Source organism: Victivallis vadensis, from assembly GCF_003096415.1.
Lineage (GTDB): Bacteria > Verrucomicrobiota > Lentisphaeria > Victivallales > Victivallaceae > Victivallis > Victivallis vadensis.
Window position 1 is genome coordinate 192909 of the sequence record NZ_QEKH01000003.1, and the last position, 16133, is coordinate 209041.

At 57.7% G+C, this 16133-nt stretch carries 22 protein-coding genes and 1 CRISPR repeat array; of the genes, 9 read left to right on the forward strand and 13 right to left on the reverse strand.

What is annotated here, in order from left to right:
• Position 1 precedes the first annotated feature (1 nt).
• Positions 2–289 (reverse strand): hypothetical protein, encoded by a 288-nt coding sequence (locus C8D82_RS03100; RefSeq protein WP_116882806.1) that lies wholly within the window; start codon positions 287–289, stop codon positions 2–4.
• Positions 279–626, reverse strand: coding sequence for a hypothetical protein (locus tag C8D82_RS03105; protein ID WP_133245037.1), 348 nt, complete (start codon positions 624–626; stop codon positions 279–281). Before C8D82_RS03105 ends, C8D82_RS03100 begins: the two co-directional genes overlap by 11 nt.
• Positions 627–1329: 703 nt before the next feature.
• Between C8D82_RS03105 and C8D82_RS03110 the strand changes: the two genes are divergently transcribed.
• Positions 1330–1641 (forward strand): hypothetical protein, encoded by a 312-nt coding sequence (locus C8D82_RS03110; RefSeq protein WP_116882808.1) that lies wholly within the window; start codon positions 1330–1332, stop codon positions 1639–1641.
• A gap of 3 nt (positions 1642–1644) precedes the next feature.
• Here C8D82_RS03110 and C8D82_RS03115 read toward each other — a convergent pair whose 3' ends face one another.
• The 3 genes from C8D82_RS03115 to C8D82_RS20525 form a co-directional block, all read right to left on the reverse strand.
• Positions 1645–2232 (reverse strand): four helix bundle suffix domain-containing protein, encoded by a 588-nt coding sequence (locus C8D82_RS03115; protein ID WP_206212701.1) that lies wholly within the window; start codon positions 2230–2232, stop codon positions 1645–1647.
• Positions 2233–2282: 50 nt separating this feature from the next.
• Positions 2283–2498: a zinc-ribbon domain-containing protein gene (locus C8D82_RS03120; protein ID WP_116882809.1), complete on the reverse strand. Its 216-nt coding sequence runs from the start codon at positions 2496–2498 to the stop codon at positions 2283–2285.
• Between the two features lie 86 nt (positions 2499–2584).
• A complete protein-coding gene (locus C8D82_RS20525; RefSeq protein ID WP_133245038.1) occupies positions 2585–2950 on the reverse strand; it encodes a helix-turn-helix domain-containing protein in 366 nt (121 codons plus the stop codon).
• Positions 2951–3367: 417 nt separating this feature from the next.
• Between C8D82_RS20525 and C8D82_RS03130 the strand changes: the two genes are divergently transcribed.
• Positions 3368–3733, forward strand: a complete 366-nt coding sequence (locus C8D82_RS03130) for a hypothetical protein (RefSeq protein WP_116882811.1) — start codon at positions 3368–3370, stop codon at positions 3731–3733.
• A 93-nt stretch (positions 3734–3826) separates the two neighbouring features.
• Here C8D82_RS03130 and C8D82_RS03135 read toward each other — a convergent pair whose 3' ends face one another.
• Complete coding sequence (locus C8D82_RS03135) at positions 3827–4225, reverse strand: hypothetical protein (protein WP_116882812.1); 399 nt, start codon at positions 4223–4225, stop codon at positions 3827–3829.
• Positions 4226–4297: 72 nt separating this feature from the next.
• Between C8D82_RS03135 and C8D82_RS21005 the strand changes: the two genes are divergently transcribed.
• Genes C8D82_RS21005 through C8D82_RS03150 form a run of 4 tightly spaced genes read left to right on the forward strand, consistent with a single transcriptional unit; the run spans position 4298 to position 5893 of the window.
• On the forward strand, positions 4298–4450 hold the full coding sequence (locus C8D82_RS21005) for a hypothetical protein (protein WP_165832799.1): 153 nt from the start codon (positions 4298–4300) through the stop codon (positions 4448–4450).
• Positions 4450–4797 carry a hypothetical protein gene (locus tag C8D82_RS03140; protein ID WP_133245039.1) on the forward strand — a complete coding sequence of 116 codons (348 nt, stop codon included), beginning with the start codon at positions 4450–4452 and terminating at the stop codon, positions 4795–4797. Before C8D82_RS21005 ends, C8D82_RS03140 begins: the two co-directional genes overlap by 1 nt.
• A 2-nt stretch (positions 4798–4799) precedes the next feature.
• Complete coding sequence (locus tag C8D82_RS03145; protein WP_116882814.1) at positions 4800–5357, forward strand: helix-turn-helix domain-containing protein; 558 nt, start codon at positions 4800–4802, stop codon at positions 5355–5357.
• Between the two features lie 26 nt (positions 5358–5383).
• Positions 5384–5893 (forward strand): hypothetical protein, encoded by a 510-nt coding sequence (locus C8D82_RS03150; protein ID WP_116882815.1) that lies wholly within the window; start codon positions 5384–5386, stop codon positions 5891–5893.
• Between the two features lie 49 nt (positions 5894–5942).
• Positions 5943–6574: a CRISPR direct-repeat array (repeat unit 30 nt; unit sequence GTCCCCCTCCAACCGTAGTGGATTAGAAAC).
• A 230-nt stretch (positions 6575–6804) separates the two neighbouring features.
• Here C8D82_RS03150 and C8D82_RS03155 read toward each other — a convergent pair.
• From C8D82_RS03155 to pyrR, 4 genes are read right to left on the reverse strand one after another with little or no spacing between them, the layout of a single operon-like run.
• Positions 6805–7956 carry a M20 metallopeptidase family protein gene (locus C8D82_RS03155; protein WP_116882816.1) on the reverse strand — a complete coding sequence of 384 codons (1152 nt, stop codon included), beginning with the start codon at positions 7954–7956 and terminating at the stop codon, positions 6805–6807.
• A complete protein-coding gene (locus C8D82_RS03160; protein WP_116882817.1) occupies positions 7953–9224 on the reverse strand; it encodes a dihydroorotase in 1272 nt (423 codons plus the stop codon). The genes C8D82_RS03155 and C8D82_RS03160 overlap by 4 nt, the downstream gene beginning before the upstream one ends.
• Positions 9221–10147, reverse strand: a complete 927-nt coding sequence (locus C8D82_RS03165) for an aspartate carbamoyltransferase catalytic subunit (RefSeq protein WP_116882818.1) — start codon at positions 10145–10147, stop codon at positions 9221–9223. The genes C8D82_RS03160 and C8D82_RS03165 overlap by 4 nt, the downstream gene beginning before the upstream one ends.
• Positions 10148–10169: 22 nt before the next feature.
• Entirely contained in the window at positions 10170–10733 is a 564-nt protein-coding gene (pyrR, locus tag C8D82_RS03170) for a bifunctional pyr operon transcriptional regulator/uracil phosphoribosyltransferase PyrR (protein WP_116882819.1), read from the reverse strand.
• 219 nt (positions 10734–10952) lie between these two features.
• Here pyrR and C8D82_RS03175 point away from each other — a divergent pair, with 219 nt between their 5' ends.
• On the forward strand, positions 10953–11957 hold the full coding sequence (locus tag C8D82_RS03175; RefSeq protein WP_116882820.1) for a LacI family DNA-binding transcriptional regulator: 1005 nt from the start codon (positions 10953–10955) through the stop codon (positions 11955–11957).
• Positions 11958–12133: 176 nt separating this feature from the next.
• Here C8D82_RS03175 and C8D82_RS20530 read toward each other — a convergent pair whose 3' ends face one another.
• On the reverse strand, positions 12134–12496 hold the full coding sequence (locus C8D82_RS20530; protein WP_133245040.1) for a hypothetical protein: 363 nt from the start codon (positions 12494–12496) through the stop codon (positions 12134–12136).
• A gap of 5 nt (positions 12497–12501) precedes the next feature.
• On the reverse strand, positions 12502–12789 hold the full coding sequence (locus tag C8D82_RS22265; protein ID WP_420882994.1) for a hypothetical protein: 288 nt from the start codon (positions 12787–12789) through the stop codon (positions 12502–12504).
• A gap of 219 nt (positions 12790–13008) precedes the next feature.
• Here C8D82_RS22265 and C8D82_RS03180 point away from each other — a divergent pair, with 219 nt between their 5' ends.
• Both C8D82_RS03180 and C8D82_RS03185 read left to right on the forward strand, forming a co-directional pair.
• Positions 13009–14760, forward strand: coding sequence for a DUF4091 domain-containing protein (locus C8D82_RS03180; RefSeq protein ID WP_165832800.1), 1752 nt, complete (start codon positions 13009–13011; stop codon positions 14758–14760).
• Positions 14761–14916: 156 nt separating this feature from the next.
• Positions 14917–15333, forward strand: coding sequence for a bacteriohemerythrin (locus C8D82_RS03185; protein ID WP_165832801.1), 417 nt, complete (start codon positions 14917–14919; stop codon positions 15331–15333).
• Positions 15334–15444: 111 nt separating this feature from the next.
• Here the strand turns inward: C8D82_RS03185 and C8D82_RS03190 are convergent, their stop codons facing one another.
• Positions 15445–16092, reverse strand: a complete 648-nt coding sequence (locus C8D82_RS03190) for a sugar O-acetyltransferase (RefSeq protein WP_116882823.1) — start codon at positions 16090–16092, stop codon at positions 15445–15447.
• Positions 16093–16133 lie beyond the last annotated feature (41 nt).

Below are 16133 nucleotides of genomic sequence, written 5' to 3' on the forward strand. Positions count from 1 at the left end.
GTCACCCCATCGCTTTGACGCCGTGAATGAACGGGTCTGCCGCGCCCGGCCGGTATTCGGCCTGGGCCGCGCCCTTTTCGGTCAGCCGCAGGTATTTGCCGGATGAACCCGGCAGCGGTTCGAGATAGCCGTGTTTTTCCAGTTCGCGCCACTCGCGCAGCACGGCTTCCGGTTCGGCCCCGAAGAGTTCCGAATGGCGCAGCGCCCGCTCCAGCGTCGTCGGTCCGTAGGAGTCGCGCACGGCGATCAGAATCGCCTGACGCAGAATAAAAACGATTTCAGTTTCCACGATGTATCCTCCCATTGGTGATGTGCTTTTGCACTGCCTCATTGATGTTGGCCAGCCAGACTTTGTCGGCGGAAACTTCTCTCATAAGCTCCGCGTGGCCGGCGGCGCAGTTCTTGTCGATCCGGGCGATCTGCAGCGCGTTCTCACGCTGCAGACTGGAGTTCTCTTTCAGGGCCTCCGCCAGATGCTTCAACTGCAGCGCGACTTCGCCCGGCTTGTCCTCCTTCAAATGGGTTTCCACCTGCTTTTCCAGCCGGGAAAACCGTTCTTTTTCCAACCGTTCCAACCGTTCTTCGAGCCGGTCCTGCCGGGCGAAAAAGCGTTTGAGAAAAAACATAAAAACGCCTCCCGCCCCGCCTGTTCCCACCAGCCCGCCCGTCAATCCCGCCCAAAAATCCATGTCGCCTCCGTTGCGAGGGGGTTAAACTTGCCTGCGAAAAAAAAGCCGCGGAGCGGTGAGCGACACCGACGCGGCCTGGCCCCACAACGGGGCCGATCCTTTATACCCCGAAGGGATGTCTGAAAGGTTCGTAAAATGGCGCTCCCGGCAGCGGTCGACCCGTGATCAGCGGAACCCTGCAAACCGCCCGTTGTCGCGCACCGGACGTGCCTCTCTCTGCCACAGGAGCATAAATATTTCTCCGATTCGCCCGGAGAAAACCCCGTAATCGGGGCTGCGTTCGGTCATGGTTTTTGCCGGTTGGCCGACAGAGCCCGGCGGTGATTGCGATAAAAGGAGCCGGGCGACGCGGAGAGAACGCCGCCCGGCGGGAAAACCGGGACAACCACGACCCGGAGAAGGAGGAAAGGCCCCTCTATATATGGGGCCAAAAGGCCGTTTTTATTCACAAAAACAGATTTTTAATATTCAACTTGTTGAATATTAATATAATAGGCTGTAACACGGTTCCGGCATGAAGTAATCATAAAAAATCAAATTTGCTACATAAGCAGCATTGACTTTTTTTCAAAAAGTTGCTACATAGTAAAGACGCATCGGACCGGTCGGACAGGTCCGACAAGTCTGACAGGAGGCAAGCATGAAATTACGAATCGGGCCGGAGCTGCGGCGGCAGCTCGCTATTGTTAAACTGCACGGCTTCAGCGCCGCTGACGCGGTCAACTGCGCGGCGCGCCGGTGGGAGCGTTACGGAAAGCCGGAATTGGGCGAGGTCGAAACCGGAACCACCTACGGCGGAACCGTCGCCACGGTCGATCCGCCGGCCGGCATGGATGCGGGCGCGGTCCGGCGGCTGCTGGCCTGGTATTTCGGGAACTGGCCGGCCCGGCCGCCCCGGTACCGGTTCGATCCCGGCAAGCTCGTGCCGGGGAAAGATTACAAGGTGGTCTGATGGTCAGCCTTTGCCGTCCCGATGCTCGCGGCGAACGCGATAGAGCCGTTCGGTGAAGCCGCCCTCATGCTCAAAATCGGCGGCAAGGCGGGCAATCTGGCGGTTGAGCAGATAGGTTTCCTGGTTGATCAGAACGATCATGGTGTTGGCGGCGACCTCGGCTTTTTTGTCTGACTTGTCCGACCGGTCCGACTGGTCCGACATCAGAAGGCCCATGAGTTTGCGCAATTGAGCGAGGTTCTCGGGACGGGCCTGCCGCACTGCGAGCGCCTTCGGGCTGTCGGAAAGCCACTCCGGCAACTTGCGCTGCCTCAGAAACGCCTGATAATCGAAGAGCAGCTCTTCCTGGCTGGCCTTGGCGACGTTGGTGAGTTTGAGCTCGGTCTTTTTGCTGGTGGCGGCGGCCTCGGAACCTTCGACGATGTTCGCAACGCCGGAACGGGCCGCCTGGACCATCTGGTCGTGCGTCCGGTCGCGTCGGTCGATGTAGCGGGCGCAAAACGCCGCCGTCGCGTCATAGATCAGCACGCCCAGCCGGTAGGTGATCAGCCGTCGGTAGCCGCCGTGTTTCGGAATCAATGGCTCGGACACTATTTTCCCCTTTCCGCCGGACAAGTCTGACCGGTCCGACCAGTCCGACCTCACAAGCAGGAAAATCTGGCGATGATTGCCACAATCACGCCGAGAATGACCAGCCCGGCGAGAATTACGCCGATCAGATGGACAGGGTCTTTCAGATTGATCGCTCCGGCCGGCTTTGTCATTTTGGCGTTGATAACTTCACCGCAGCCGGGACAAGTCGCCGCGTTGCTGGAGACCTGCTTCCCGCAAGTCGGGCATTTGATTAAAGTTGCCATGTCGATTTACCCTCCTCCGTTTTTTAAGTTCAATTTCTCTGTCAGACCAGTCCGACAAGTCCGACCGGTCCGACTAATCCACCCTCTCACGAAACCTGACTCCCGGCCACTTTTTTAGCCGGCTGCGGTTCCTCCCGCAGTTTATCGCCGAAATGCGCCGCAAGCAAAGCCAGACAGCGCGCTCGATCCCGTGGCCCCAGAGAATCAAAAATCTCCAGCAGTTCATCCCGCATCGGCTCTTCGTCAAAAGTATCGCTTCCCCAGAAGTCAATCGCCATATCGGGGAAGAGTTTTATCAAAGTCGATACCGTCATGTTTCCAATGGAATATCGCCCACTAAAATAGCCGGCTATCGTACTTTGGGGTATTCCAATTTGCTTGGCTAAGCATTGTTGTGTCCCCGCACGACGATACGCTTCCCAAAGTGCATCGGAGAAATTTTGTTCTGTCATAATTTACGCCTTTTTTCGTAAACTATATCAAAAAACATGAAAATTCAAGAAAAAAGCGTAAGTACGCTTGAAATAAACGTAATCTCGCTTATTTTAAGCGTAGATACACTTAGGAGGCCATAATGACAAAACTTAGAAACCTGAGAATCAAAAGCAAATTGACTCTCCGGGAAATTGGGGAAAGGGCCGGGGTAACACCACAGACCGTACATGATGCTGAGGTTCGCGGCGTGCGCACCCCACGCACAGCGATGAAGTTCGCAGTAGCTTTTCCCGGCCATACCTGGCACGATTTACTGGAAGAACCGGAAACAACGGTATCACATTGAACTGCAACCCGCTCGACCTCATCGAGCTTTAACAACCACCCTCCGCCGCCCGTCGGGCTATGGAGGACAAGCAAAGGAGAATTGAAACATGGACATCAATCAGAACGACACCCCGCTTACCCAACTCGAACGCGCCAAAGCGGAGGGCTGTATGGTCGCGCTCGGCATCATGGAGGCGTATCTCGACCGCGCGGTGCGTATTCTGCAGGAAGTTTCCTGCCCGGAGGCCATCCCCGGTTTGAAACGGGCCACGAACAAACTGTTTCAGGAATTGGCGGAAAATGCTCTGACGGCTTCTGCGGAAACCATGGGAATTGTCCGCCGAAACAATACCACGGTCAACACCGAGGAAGCCGTTAAGATCGGAATCGGCATGACTCTGAAAGTCAGTGCGTTCCGTGCGTTTCTGGCACAACTTCAGGTTGTATCTCCTTTCGCGCAGGAGGGCCGGTAATCATGGAAAAAATAATCCGCGACCTGCGTAAATTACAGAAACGGTTGCCGAACCGCCGTGACGTCAATGTGATCGAGCGGGCAATCCGGGAACTCAATCAATCTCTTCCAGACCGTTGCATGTCCGCATCAGTACATCACACGCCAGCAGGTAAGCGCCGGCCGCATTTTCCCGGTAGCCGCCGCTCAGCGGAACGGCACGCCAGTCAAGGGCCTCATACAGGTTTGTCGCCATATTTAACGCGCCGATGGCCAACGCCGCCAAATCCGCCGCGTCATGAACCGGCAACGCCGTCAGAGCTCGCTTTTGCATCGCGGGTGTTTTGCGCAGAAATGCGGCGACTTCTTCGCGCCGCCTCACCAGCTCCGTCAGGCGTGTCGGCAACGTGTCGATACGCTCGTAAACACCCTCGGCAAACTCCTCAGTCGGCAAAGCGGATTGAATTTGACTGCGGAACGAACGGAATTCCCGGATATAACCTGAATTGCTCATTGAGTCTCTCCCTTTCTGTGACTGACTTCAATTTAGCACCCGAAACCATGAAATGCAAGGAGGATCGCTAATATGCCTATGTATGATATCATCCTGCTGTCCGTGCCGTTTGTGTTGGCGGGGCTGGCCCTGCTGATTCATGGGATTAACCTGGGACTGATCCTGCTGCAGCGGCGCCGCTGCAACGCCTGCCGCCGGATGGCTTGCAAGTGGAGGGTTCGCTGATGCGTCGTACTGCTGCACAAATGACCGCGCCGCTGCCGATGGCGCTGCCGCGCGCCTGTCGGCGGCTCTCCAAGTTCGAGCGTTCGCTGCTCTGCCGGGCGATCGATATCGCGTGGGGCTGTCAGCAGACTCCGCTGGCGGCCGCGGAATATGTGACGCTGATCGAAATTCAAGGCAAGCTCAATGCCGCGATCGGCGTCAAATCGCAGTTTTCGGACTGCGAAAAGCGGCTGCTCTGTCGCATGATCGACGTCATCTGGAAGCGCCCGGTTGCACCGCTGCGCGCCTCCGACCTGACCATGCTGGCTGGGATTCAGGGCCGGCTCGAACTGCGAGGGGGCTGCTGACCGTGGATCAGTTTGAAGTCATGAGCGAACTTTACAGCGACCGGTCGAACTGGGTGGACGTCAGGCGCTACCCGTCGACCGTGACCTGCCGCCGGATGCTGCGGCTGGCCGACTTCGCTGCCGCTGATCCGGCCCGGTGGGGCAGTTGTCGAATGGCCTTCGAGGTCCCGGAACTCTCCTACCGCGAGCTGGCAGTCGCCCGCGGGGTCAGCCATACGACGATTATGCGCCACCTTGCCAAAGCCGAAGTCGGCGACGCCGGGGACTTCACCGCACGCGAGCTTGACGGAGAATGCCCGGAGTGGCTCCGGGCGGTCTCCATCCGGTTCGAGGCCGGTTGCACCTCCCGGACCTACCGCTATGCGGTGGCACTTTGCACGTTCGCCGCTGCGCAGCCGGAGCGGTGGCGGGTTCTGCGCCTTGCGTATGAGTGCCCGGAACTGTCGCAGGAGGAATTAGCCGAGGTTGCCGGGGTGAGTCAGCCGACCGTCTGCCGTTACCTGCAGCCGGTGCGGCTGGAGGTTGACGAAAGTTTTAACGACCTTGAGGTCATCTATTAACGCCCTCCGGGGCAGAAAGGATCATTATGGAAAAACAAGCGTATTATTTCGCCCGGATCGAAGTCGCGGTCGAAGGACTCCGCGCCGGTGTCAAGCACCCGGCCATGCACGAGCTGCTCGACATCGTCGACGAGGCGCGTTACTGCCTTGAAGGGCTGGCGGTGCCGCCGCCGATGGTACTGAATACCGCGACCGGCGAAGTTTCCGCCTTGCCGGAGGCGGAGAAGGCTCCCGGCAAACGCCGCGGCCGACCGGCCAAGACCGCCGGGCCGTACAGTGCCGCGAGCAAGAAACAGGAACGTGCCGAGCGCGCCCTGATCGCCGACCTGCAGGAGGTGATCGACCGGGCCGGTTGCACGAACATTCCCGACGCAGTCACCGAGCTCCTGCAATGCGACGTGCAGCCGGGCGTGATTCTCCGTTTGATCGGCTGCACGCTTGAGGAGTTCGCCGCTCTGCGCGACGGCAGGGCCGATGCCGAGCTTGCCGGGAAGTACCTCGCGGTATTCAAGCTCAAAGGCGAAAAGGAGGCGTGACGATGGCGACGATCAACGACAATCGCAAGTACAAAGTGGGATTCCAGGCGTCCCCCTCCAACCGTAGTGGATTAGAAACTGGCAGACTACATCCTCGTATTTGTCGTCTGTAACGAGTCCCCCTCCAACCGTAGTGGATTAGAAACGAAAGAAGTCGAAACGATGGGGGAGGCGGTTCGGATCGTCCCCCTCCAACCGTAGTGGATTAGAAACATCGGGATGATCTGGATCGCCTTTTCCTGTCCGCCCGGGTCCCCCTCCAACCGTAGTGGATTAGAAACGCTTACGACCGAGGACAAGGCGGAAGGCATCTGGTCCAGTCCCCCCTCCAACCGTAGTGGATTAGAAACCAGTGACGAAGGTGCAGGCACGGTCAAGAGTGTGAAGTTCCCCTCCAACCGTAGTGGATTAGAAACTTTGTAAAAAAATACCTGCCGGGTCATGTGGAAATGGTCCCCCTCCAACCGTAGTGGATTAGAAACTCGCCGTTCGCGCGGAGCCGGTCGCTCTCGATCCCCTGTTCCCCTCCAACCGTAGTGGATTAGAAACGATGGAAAGCGCGCGGTTTACGGCTGGCGGCCGGTGTTCCCCTCCACCCGTAGTGGATTAGAAACCAATGAGATGACAGATACTTTTTCGTATCAGAACGTGGTTCCCCTCCAACCGTAGTGGATTAGAAACTATTCATCGCAAAGTCCGAACTGGTCGTCATGGCCGGTCTCTCTCCAATCGTAAGGGGGGAGACCGGTCATGGCGTTCGGCTTCGTCACTATCGTTCCTCGTTATTTTGCAATTGCAAAAATATTGTGGAAACCGATCGGTGCCTTACCTGTGCCAGTCGCCCGCGCGCCCCCGAAGGGCGTAGAGCGCGCATCCGGCAGCGGCATCTTGCCGCCCGCCGCTTTGCTTGCTCAGCGAAGGGCGGCGAGGGCGAATTCCACCAGATATTCGATGCCGACTTTCAGCGCCTCATCCGGGAAGTCGAACTTCGAGTTATGCAGCGCCGGACAATTCTCCCCGGTTCCGAGTTTCACGTAAACTCCCGGATATCTCTGCAAATAGTAGGCGAAATCCTCCGCCGCCATCGAGGATTCGGGAAGCTCGGTATAACCGGCTTCTCCGAAAGTCCGGCGGATCACCTGCCGGGCCAGCTCGGTGGCTTCGGGGCGGTTCAGGGTGACCGGGTAGCCGAGGTGATAGTCGATGTCGACGGTCACGCCGTGGGCGCGGGCGACGGATTCGACGATTTCACGGAAACCGGTTTCGAGAATCGCGTCATCGTGCGGATCAAGGGAGCGGGCGGTTCCTTCGAGCACCACTTCGTCCGGGATCACATTGGCGATGTCGCCGCCGGCGATCCGGCAGACACTGAGCACGGCGGCGTGCTGCGGATTGATCCGGCGCGATACGATGCTCTGGAGTTCGACGACCATCGCACTGGCCGCCAGCACCGGATCGATCGCCTGGTGCGGGCGGCTGCTGTGGCCGCTTTTGCCGTGTACCGTGACCTTGAAATGGGCACAGGAAGCCATGATCGCACCGGTCCGGCAGCCGAGCATGCCGACCGGCAACCCGGGCATGCCGTGCAGAGCAGTCACGAGGTCGGCTTTCGGATTCTCCAGCGCCCCGGCGGCGATCAACTCGCGGCCCATCGACTGATTTTCCTCTCCCGGCTGCCAGACGAAGCGGATGCTGCCGGAAAATTCCTCCCGCCGCGAGGCGAGGATCTCGGCGGCACCCATCACCATCGCGGTGTGGGCGTCGTGGCCGCAGGCGTGCATCATGCCCGGATGGACGGAAGCGTATTCCACACCGGTATTTTCCGTGTTTTTCAGCGCGTCGATGTCGGCGCGGAGCGTCACGTTGCGGCCGGGGCCGCGCCCGTGCAGCAGCGCGACGGTGTCGGTGCCGAGGAAGGGCGCGAGCACCTCCAGATTCAGCGGTTCAAGCCGGGCGCGGATCGCTTTCTGCGTCAGCGTTTCATGCCCCGCAAGCTCCGGAATCCGGTGCAGGTTGTGGCGGAATTCGATGATTCCGGGCAGGATGTCGGCTGCGGTTTTCATAATTCGTTGTACACGATCTTGCCGCCGACCATGGTCAGCATGGTTTTGCACTGCACTTCCCAGCCGTCGAAGGGGGTGTTGCGCGAATTGGACTTGAACTGTTCTTTGTCCACGGTGTACTTCGCTTCCGGATCGAACACGGTCAGGTCGGCGGGATTTCCCGGCGCGAGGCTGTAGTCGTCGAAGCCGAGGATATCGGCCGGTCCGGCGGTGAAAAGCTCCACCAGCTTCGGCAGCGAAATCACGCCTTTGGCGACCAGTTCTCCGTAAGAGACGGGCAGGGCGGTTTCCAGACCGATGATGCCGAAGGGCGCGTAGTCGAATTCCACCATCTTGGCGGTCATCGTGTGCGGCGCGTGGTCGGTCGCGATCGCGGTGATCGTGCCGTCGGCGACGCCCGCGATCAGGGCCAGGCGGTCCTCTTCGGAGCGCAGCGGCGGATTCATCTTGTAATTGGTGTCGTATTTCTTGATGCACTCGTCGGTCAGCGTCAGGTGGTGCGGCGTCGCTTCGCCGGTGACCGGGATGCCTTTGGCGCGGGCGTTGCGCAGCAGTTCGACACTCTCCTTGACGCTGACGTGCTGCATGTGGATTTTCCAGCCGATCTGGCGCGCGAGAATGATGTTGCGCGCGATCATCAGCTCCTCGGAAGCGCCGGAGATGCCGTTCATGCCGAGCAGCACCGACCACTTGCCTTCGTGCATCACGCCGCCCGCCGCGAGGCACTTGTCCTCGCAGTGGTCGAGGATCGGCAGGTTGAAAGACTTCGCGTATTCAACCACATGGCGCATCAGCGCGTGATCCTGAATGCAGCGGCCGTCGTCGCTGAGCGCGACCACTCCGGCGGCCTTCAGCGAACCGATTCCGGCCATCTCCTCGCCTGCGTATCCTTTGGTCATGCAGCCGCAGGGAAGCACGCGCACGACCGCCTTCTTGGCGGCGGTCTGGCGCAGGAATTCGATCGCCCCGGCGGTGTCGGCGGGGGGATTGGTGTTCGGCATCGCTACCACCGAGGTGAAGCCGCCCGCAGCCGCCGCGGCGGTGCCGGAGGCGATGGTTTCGGCCATATTGTTGCCGGGCTGGCGCAGATGCACGTGCAGGTCGATGAAACCCGGACTCAGCACTTTGCCGCCGAGGTCGATCACCTCGCCGCCCCGGACTTCGGAGGCCTCCGCGATGCGGCCGTCGATCACGCCGACATCGCCCCTGGAATCGATTTTACGGACCGGGTCGATCACCCGGGCATTCCTGAAAATAAAACTGCTCATTTTTTCACACACCCCGCTACCAGGAAGAGGACCGCCATGCGGACCGCCAACCCGTTCGTTACCTGTTCGAGAATCACGGAATTCGGACCGTCCGCCACTTCGCTGGTCAGTTCGACATCGCGGTTGATCGGCCCCGGATGCATCACCAGCACGTCAGGCTTCATCCAGCGCAGGTTCTGCCGGTTGAGCCCGAAGAACTTCGCGTATTCGCCGGTGCTCGGGAAGAAGCCCGCACTCTGGCGCTCATGCTGGATGCGCAGCAGGTTGACCACGTCGGCGTCCTGCACCGCATCCTTGAGGTTGTGGCAGACGCGCACGCCTGCCGCTTCAAATTCGCGCGGCACCAGCGTGGAGGGACCGGCAAGGGTCACTTTGGCGCCGAGTTTCAGAAGCCCCCACATGTTGCTGCGGGCGACGCGGCTGTGCAGGATGTCGCCGACGATGGTGACCTTCAGGTCCTTGAGGGCGCCCTTCTTCTCGCGCATTGTGAAAATATCCAGCAGCGCCTGGGTCGGATGGCTGTGCGCGCCGTCTCCGGCGTTGACCACGCCGCACTTCAAATGCTTGGCGATGAAGGCCTGCGCGCCGGGGGCGCTGTGGCGCATCACGATCAGGTCGACCTGCAGCGATTCGATGTTGCGGACGGTGTCGAGCAGGGTTTCGCCCTTCAGCAGACTGCTGCTCGAAGCCTGCATATTCACGATGTCGGCGCTGAGGCGCTGTTCGGCGAGTTCAAAGGAGACCCGGGTGCGGGTGCTGGGTTCGACGAAGAGGTTGACGACGGTTTTGCCGCGCAGGGCGGGAACTTTTTTCACGTTCCGCTCCGAAACCTTCTTGAACTCCTCGGCGGTGTCGAGGAGGAAGGTGATCTCCTCGGCGCTCAGGTCGTAGAGACTGAGCAAATCTTTTCTGGTCCACTCCATAGGGCGGTGTGTCCTTCTATAACTATCGGTTTAACGGTTTCTGCTGCCAGTTCACTTCGAAGATGCCGGCTTCGTCGCCGTCCTCGTCGAACTGCACCGCGACCTTGTGGGCGGGGTCGAGGTCGAGCTTGAAGCCGACGTAGTCCGCCCGGATCGGGTATTCGGGATCGCCGCGGTCGACCAGCACCGCCAGCCGGATCATATTCGGCCGCCCGTAATCGGTGATCGCGTCCAGCGCGGCGCGGATGGTCCGCCCCGAGGAGAGCACGTCGTCGACCAGGATGATCTTGTGCCCGTCGATGTTGAAGGGGATCACGGTTTCGCGGATCAGCGGCAGGCCGCTGCGCAGCCCGACGTCGTCGCGGTACATGGAGATGTCGAGACGGCCGTGTTCGGGACGGCGCCCGGTGGCCCGCTCGATTTCATCGCAGATGCGTTCCGCCAGCGGCACGCCCTGGTTGTAGAGTCCGACCAGCGCATACGGCACGGAACCGTCGGTGTCGAAATCCCGCCGGATCGCCGCCGCGATCATCGAAATCGCTGCGGTCATCTCCTCCGGCGAATAGAGTTGTTTCTTGAGCGTCATGAATCACTCCGGAATTATAGGATTGGTACACGTTTCCAATATACTCCTTTTTCCCGGGTTTCACAAACGGCGGAATCCAAAAAGTCGCAGTTTCGTCGAAGCGCCCGGTTTGCGGCGAATTTAAAATTAATTTGCAAATATTTTAAAATTAATTTTAATTTACTGTTGACATTCGGGCCGCTTTGAGGTATAATAAAAGCAGCGAAAGGAATTTCACGGATGAATGCGACCAAAGACAAACCCAGGAATATGACGGATATCGCCGAAATGCTCGGAATCACCGCGCAGTCGGTTTCGCTGGCGCTGCGCAATTCGCCGCTGATTTCGCAGGAACTGCGCGACCAGGTGCAGGCGATCGCGGCGAAGACCGATTTCAAGGCGCGCAACTACCGGCGGCGCCGGAGCGGCGGCGGGAACTCCGGCAAGGTTATGGTGCTGTATGAGGCGGCCAACGTCGGCGACCCGGTGGCGCAGCAGATCATGAACAGCGTGATGAAGCGCCTTGCGGAGCAGAAGATGATTTTCGAGACCTGCTCCTGTGAAGAACTTTACGACAATCCGGCGCTGATCGAAGGCTTTGCCGGGGTGATTTACCACTACTGTTTCCGCCCGTGGTTCGCGTCGATTCTGGAAGGGATCGCGCAGGTGGCGATCATGCACGAGGAGATCGACATCGGCCCGTGGGACAGCTTCAAACCCAATGAGACGCTGGCCGGAAAACTGGCCGCCAACTACTTGGTCGAGCAGGGGTTCAAAAAGGCGTTGCTGATCTGGGAGGCGCGCATGGCCTACCGCCCGGAGAGCCATCCCCGGCTGGAAGGCGTCCGCAGGCGGCTGGCGGAAGCCAACGTGGAGTTCGCGCAGCTTTCTTACAGCAACGACCTCGACGAGCCGCAGGCGTTCCCCGCCGCGCTGCGCGAGACGCTGGAGCATTTCGGCAACCGGGCCGGAATCTTCGCTTTCAACGATCAGGTGGCGTACAAGGTATGTCACACGCTGGACTTTGCCGGTTTGCAGCGCAGGCCCAAAGAGCTTGAAGTGATCTCCTGCGACAACACCTATCTTCTGAATGAGCTTCATCCGCCGCTGCCGGCGGTGGACCTGCATATTGCCGAAATCGCGTCGCGCGCGGTGGATGGCCTGCTGTGGCGCCTGAGCAACCCGGAGGCGAGTTATCAGGATGTTCTGATCAAACCGGAACTGATTCTGCCGAAGAAGAAGTGACCGGAAGATTTGTAAAGTTTTCAATTTGAATTCCCTTTGAAACAGGAAACAAAAGGATCGGGAGGCTTTCGGCCACCGGTTCCGAAAACAGGATGGAGAATGTTATGAAGAACAGGAACTTTACTCTGATCGAGCTTCTGGTAATTACATATATCCCATGGGTGTAAATTATGGCTTCATGATTCAGATTGTTCTGAAATGAACATAATCCTCTTCTGGAGCACACTGGATAACATCGGATCATCAGCCAATATCTTCTTAATAGCTTCCTCCTTCATCAACCAGCATCTCCCGGTAAGCTCTCCATCAGTTCCAGCTTTGACTTCAACAACAGCAATGCCAATTTTCTTGCATTCATCACAAGGCTGAATGTCACCTTTGAGGAAAACATACATCGGCATTTGCCCATCAGGATGACCATTCTGTTTTGCCCAAACTTCACCTTCATATCCAGTGAGAATGATTTCATTCTTAGGCTTTTTGCAATAATGACAAAGTGGAATAGACGGATTCAAACCATGTTTTTTACTGATTCTCATAGTGATCACCTTTTTACGTTTGAAGGCTGCAAAACGATCTTCAACAATGTCCCGTTCAGTCTAACATACTGAATGAACCGAATTGAATTTTTCACAGTCTCAAAATTGAGTTTGTGGGAAATCCAGTCTCCATCATCATTGAAGCCAACAATAAGACCATTGCCAGCATATTCACCACCATCAGGGGTTTCAAACAAACCAACGATTGGTGTTTTCAAAAGACCTTCATCATCAACAATAACATCGTGATGTTCATCAAAAGGTGCAGTGGTAATGCAGTCACACTTCAGCAGTCGATAGTAAACTGAATCCTACACTTGAAGTTGAATTCCATTCAAGGGTCATTTCACCATATAATGCTGCATATTGTTTTTTTCTTTGTCCGTTAATGATTTTTAGAACTTTCGTTATGTGCATAATAGTTCACCTCCCTTAAAGAACTTCTGTCGGTGCGGTTATAAGATAGCCTTTTCCTGACGATGAGCCGGGGGAAACGGCATTATGACGGCATCATGCTCGCTGAAGTCGTCGGCGTCAATCAGGTGAAGTTCCAGCATTCCGCCGCAGAGACGCATGAGAACGGGATTGCCGTATGGCAGGTGAATCCGGTGGTCAAGATTTTTCCGGACAGCACGCCGAAAGGCAAAGGCACCAACCTCAATGTGGCATTGGCCCGCAACGAGTCGGAGGGGCTTCAGCTCGGAATACGCTCGGATAAACCGTATCCGAAGCTCTCGTTGACTGTTTCGGAACCGAAAAACGAGGCGGGGAGCGCTCTGCCCGCACCGGAGGTGAACGTGATCGGCTATGTTGGAATCGACGCGCCGAGCCGCTACTTCCAGTTCACCGGAATTCCGGCGTACCGGCGCTGCGTTCCCGGAAATTCCAGAGGCGAGCTGTATCCGGATCCGGTGATCCCGAAATCGGAATTCGCGTTGGAACCTCAGCATACGCAGGGAATTTATATTCGCGTGAACGCTCCGGCGGACGCCGAACCGGGCCGGTATCGGGGGACGATTGCGCTGCGCGCCGGAGAGAAAGTGCTCCGGGAACTGCCGTACAGTGTTCAGGTGTGGAATTTCACGCTGCCCGACCGGCCGGAAATGAGCGCCATTTTCGACAACCGCCACGGCACGGGCAGACAGTTTAAAGAGTATACGCCGATGGAGGCGGCGGAGTTTCTGGCCCGAAAGCGAATCAGCTTCGATGAAATTCCGGCCAAGCCGAGGTTCCGGCTGGAAAACGGCAAGGTGAAAGCCGACTTCACTGAATTTGACAAGGCGGCCCGCGTCTGGTTTGAGGAGTGGAACATCCCGCTGGCCTACCTGCCGCTGTTCCGGGAGCATTTCGGCTGGGGGCATCCGCCCAAACCGTTTCTCGGCGTGCAGCCGTATGAAGGAAAATGGCCGTACCGGGGCGTGGACCGCGGCAGATTCACCGCTGAATACCGCCGGGTCTGCCAGGCCGCGCTCAAGCTGATGATGGAGCATCTGCGGCGGAAGGGGTGGCAGGACCGCTTCATCCTCTATATCTCAGATGAACCTCACACCTCGGTTCCGGGAATCAAGGAGCAGATGATCGCGCTGTGCGACATGCTCCATGAGGCCGAACCGGAAGTGAAAATTTACGCGAGCACATGGGGATATGTGCCGGAGTGGCTGGGAAAGCTCGATGTGTGGGGCATCGGGGTTCAGGGACAGATTTCCGAGGAGAACCTGAAAAAACTCCGCGACTCCGGGGCGCAGCTGCTGATCACCACCGACGGGCACATGTGCCTTGACACTCCGTACAACGCGATTGAACGCATGCTGCCTTTGTTCGCGTGGAAATACGGTACGCGCGGCTATGAATTCTGGGGCGCGGACTGGCTGACCCGCAATCCCTTCGAGTGGGGGATTCACGCGGTTCATACCCAGAGCGACGTGCCGGGCAAGCCGCAGCGGATCCGCTATCCGAATGGCGACGGATACATCTTCTATCCCGGCAAACCGATCGGGCTTAGGGGGCCGGTCAGCACGGTTCGGCTGGAGTCGCTGCGCGACGGAATCGAGGACGGCTCTTATTACCTGCTGCTGGAAAGACTGGCGAACGAAAAGAACGACGCCCCGGCGAAGGCGCTTCTGGAACGGGCGAAACAGCTCGCGCCGATCCCGAATGCCGGAGGACGGAATTCGGAAAAGCTGCTGCCGGACCCCGATGTGCTGACAAAGCTGCGCAATGAAATCGGCGAAGCAATATCGCGCCTGTGTGAAGTTGAATATTGAATGATGGCTTCGTACGGCGTTCGGAACTGTGGAAGAATTGCTTTCTTAGAAGTTTGTGCTATATTGTAAATCATATAGAGTTACAAAAGAGGACAAAGCCCCGCCATGCCGGGTTCGCAAGGAAAAACACGGCGTTCCGGGGAGAGGAGAATTGCGATGGAAAATAAGAATGCGGCATCCGTGCCGATGAAAATCGGCATCGCCAGCCTCGACGCCCAGCATGAGGCGTTGTTCGAGTGCATCAACAAGTTCATACGCCTCTACCTGAAAGGCGAGCCGGAGCGCGGAGAGGTGGAAAAACAGTTCGCCGCTTTGGTGGATTACACGGTGACTCACTTTGACGACGAGGAATTTTTCATGCGTTCCATCGATTATCCCGAGCTGGCGAATCATGCGGCGCAGCATCAGGCGCTGCGCGACGTGGTGGACAGTTTTTCCACCCGGCTGGAGGCAGAAAAAGACCTGCACACCTTCTGCGGCGAGGTGATCGAGCTGCTGAAAACATGGCTGAACAAGCATATCTGCACACTGGATGCCAAGATCGCGGTGTACTATCAGTCGCACGGGAAGTGATGCGCTTTCAACAAATACAGGGGAAGCCCATACATTTCTAAGAGCTTTACGCCGCGTACAAGTTTCTTGAACCGGGATTTCGCTCCGAAAGGAGCGAAATCCCCGAGAGGTTTACTTGGTGGGAGGAACGATCTGATTGTCTGCAAGGATTTCCGGTTTGTATTGCATGCTGTCGGTTTCGGAAAGCTCGCGGATGACGCGGCACGGGTTGCCTGCGGCGAAGGAGTTGGGAGGAATGGACCGCGTGACGACGCTTCCGGCGCCGATCACACATCCATCGCCGATCGTAACTCCCGGGCAGACTACGACATTGGCTCCCAGCCAGCAGTCATTGCCGATGGTAACCGGCCGGGCGTAACAGAGATGACGCGGAGTGCCGTCCCTGTCGAGGATGACCCGGCGTTCATCCGGCAGCATGGGGTGAACCGGCGTGACGATCGTGACGTTGGGCCCGAAGTTATTGTCATCGCCGATCACCACCGGGGCATCGTCCTGGATGGTCAGATTGTAATTAAAGAAACAACGCTTGCCGATCTTCGTGTGCTTGCCGTAATGAAAAAATACCGGGCCCTGCATGAAGCTGCCTTCGCCGAATTCCGCGAGCATCAGTTTGACGAGTCCCGCGCGGATTTCGACATCGTCTTCGTCGGTTCTGCTGTATGCCGCGCTTAATTTGTGGGAACGCAGTTTGATTGCTTTCAGTTCCGGATCGCCGGGACTGAAAAGGATTCCGTTGAAAATTTTTTCTTCTTCTCTCATTATTTTCCTCGCTTGAAATAATCAGGTTCCGTGTGGATAAT

What these genes read in the sequence shown, in the direction of transcription:
- C8D82_RS03150 (WP_116882815.1), top strand. Translation starts at nt 5,384, where the DNA reads ATGGAAAAACAAGCGTATTATTTCGCCCGGATCGAAGTCGCGGTCGAA.
- C8D82_RS03140 (WP_133245039.1), top strand. Translation starts at nt 4,450, where the DNA reads ATGCGTCGTACTGCTGCACAAATGACCGCGCCGCTGCCGATGGCGCTG.
- C8D82_RS03105 (WP_133245037.1), bottom strand. Translation starts at nt 626, where the DNA reads ATGTTTTTTCTCAAACGCTTTTTCGCCCGGCAGGACCGGCTCGAAGAA.
- C8D82_RS03185 (WP_165832801.1), top strand. Translation starts at nt 14,917, where the DNA reads ATGGAAAATAAGAATGCGGCATCCGTGCCGATGAAAATCGGCATCGCC.
- C8D82_RS20530 (WP_133245040.1), bottom strand. Translation starts at nt 12,496, where the DNA reads ATGAGAATCAGTAAAAAACATGGTTTGAATCCGTCTATTCCACTTTGT.
- C8D82_RS03190 (WP_116882823.1), bottom strand. Translation starts at nt 16,092, where the DNA reads ATGAGAGAAGAAGAAAAAATTTTCAACGGAATCCTTTTCAGTCCCGGC.
- C8D82_RS03180 (WP_165832800.1), top strand. Translation starts at nt 13,009, where the DNA reads ATGCTCGCTGAAGTCGTCGGCGTCAATCAGGTGAAGTTCCAGCATTCC.
- C8D82_RS03175 (WP_116882820.1), top strand. Translation starts at nt 10,953, where the DNA reads ATGAATGCGACCAAAGACAAACCCAGGAATATGACGGATATCGCCGAA.
- C8D82_RS20525 (WP_133245038.1), bottom strand. Translation starts at nt 2,950, where the DNA reads ATGACAGAACAAAATTTCTCCGATGCACTTTGGGAAGCGTATCGTCGT.
- C8D82_RS03135 (WP_116882812.1), bottom strand. Translation starts at nt 4,225, where the DNA reads ATGAGCAATTCAGGTTATATCCGGGAATTCCGTTCGTTCCGCAGTCAA.
- C8D82_RS03165 (WP_116882818.1), bottom strand. Translation starts at nt 10,147, where the DNA reads ATGGAGTGGACCAGAAAAGATTTGCTCAGTCTCTACGACCTGAGCGCC.
- C8D82_RS03130 (WP_116882811.1), top strand. Translation starts at nt 3,368, where the DNA reads ATGGACATCAATCAGAACGACACCCCGCTTACCCAACTCGAACGCGCC.
- pyrR (WP_116882819.1), bottom strand. Translation starts at nt 10,733, where the DNA reads ATGACGCTCAAGAAACAACTCTATTCGCCGGAGGAGATGACCGCAGCG.
- C8D82_RS21005 (WP_165832799.1), top strand. Translation starts at nt 4,298, where the DNA reads ATGCCTATGTATGATATCATCCTGCTGTCCGTGCCGTTTGTGTTGGCG.
- C8D82_RS03155 (WP_116882816.1), bottom strand. Translation starts at nt 7,956, where the DNA reads ATGAAAACCGCAGCCGACATCCTGCCCGGAATCATCGAATTCCGCCAC.
- C8D82_RS03110 (WP_116882808.1), top strand. Translation starts at nt 1,330, where the DNA reads ATGAAATTACGAATCGGGCCGGAGCTGCGGCGGCAGCTCGCTATTGTT.
- C8D82_RS03120 (WP_116882809.1), bottom strand. Translation starts at nt 2,498, where the DNA reads ATGGCAACTTTAATCAAATGCCCGACTTGCGGGAAGCAGGTCTCCAGC.
- C8D82_RS03160 (WP_116882817.1), bottom strand. Translation starts at nt 9,224, where the DNA reads ATGAGCAGTTTTATTTTCAGGAATGCCCGGGTGATCGACCCGGTCCGT.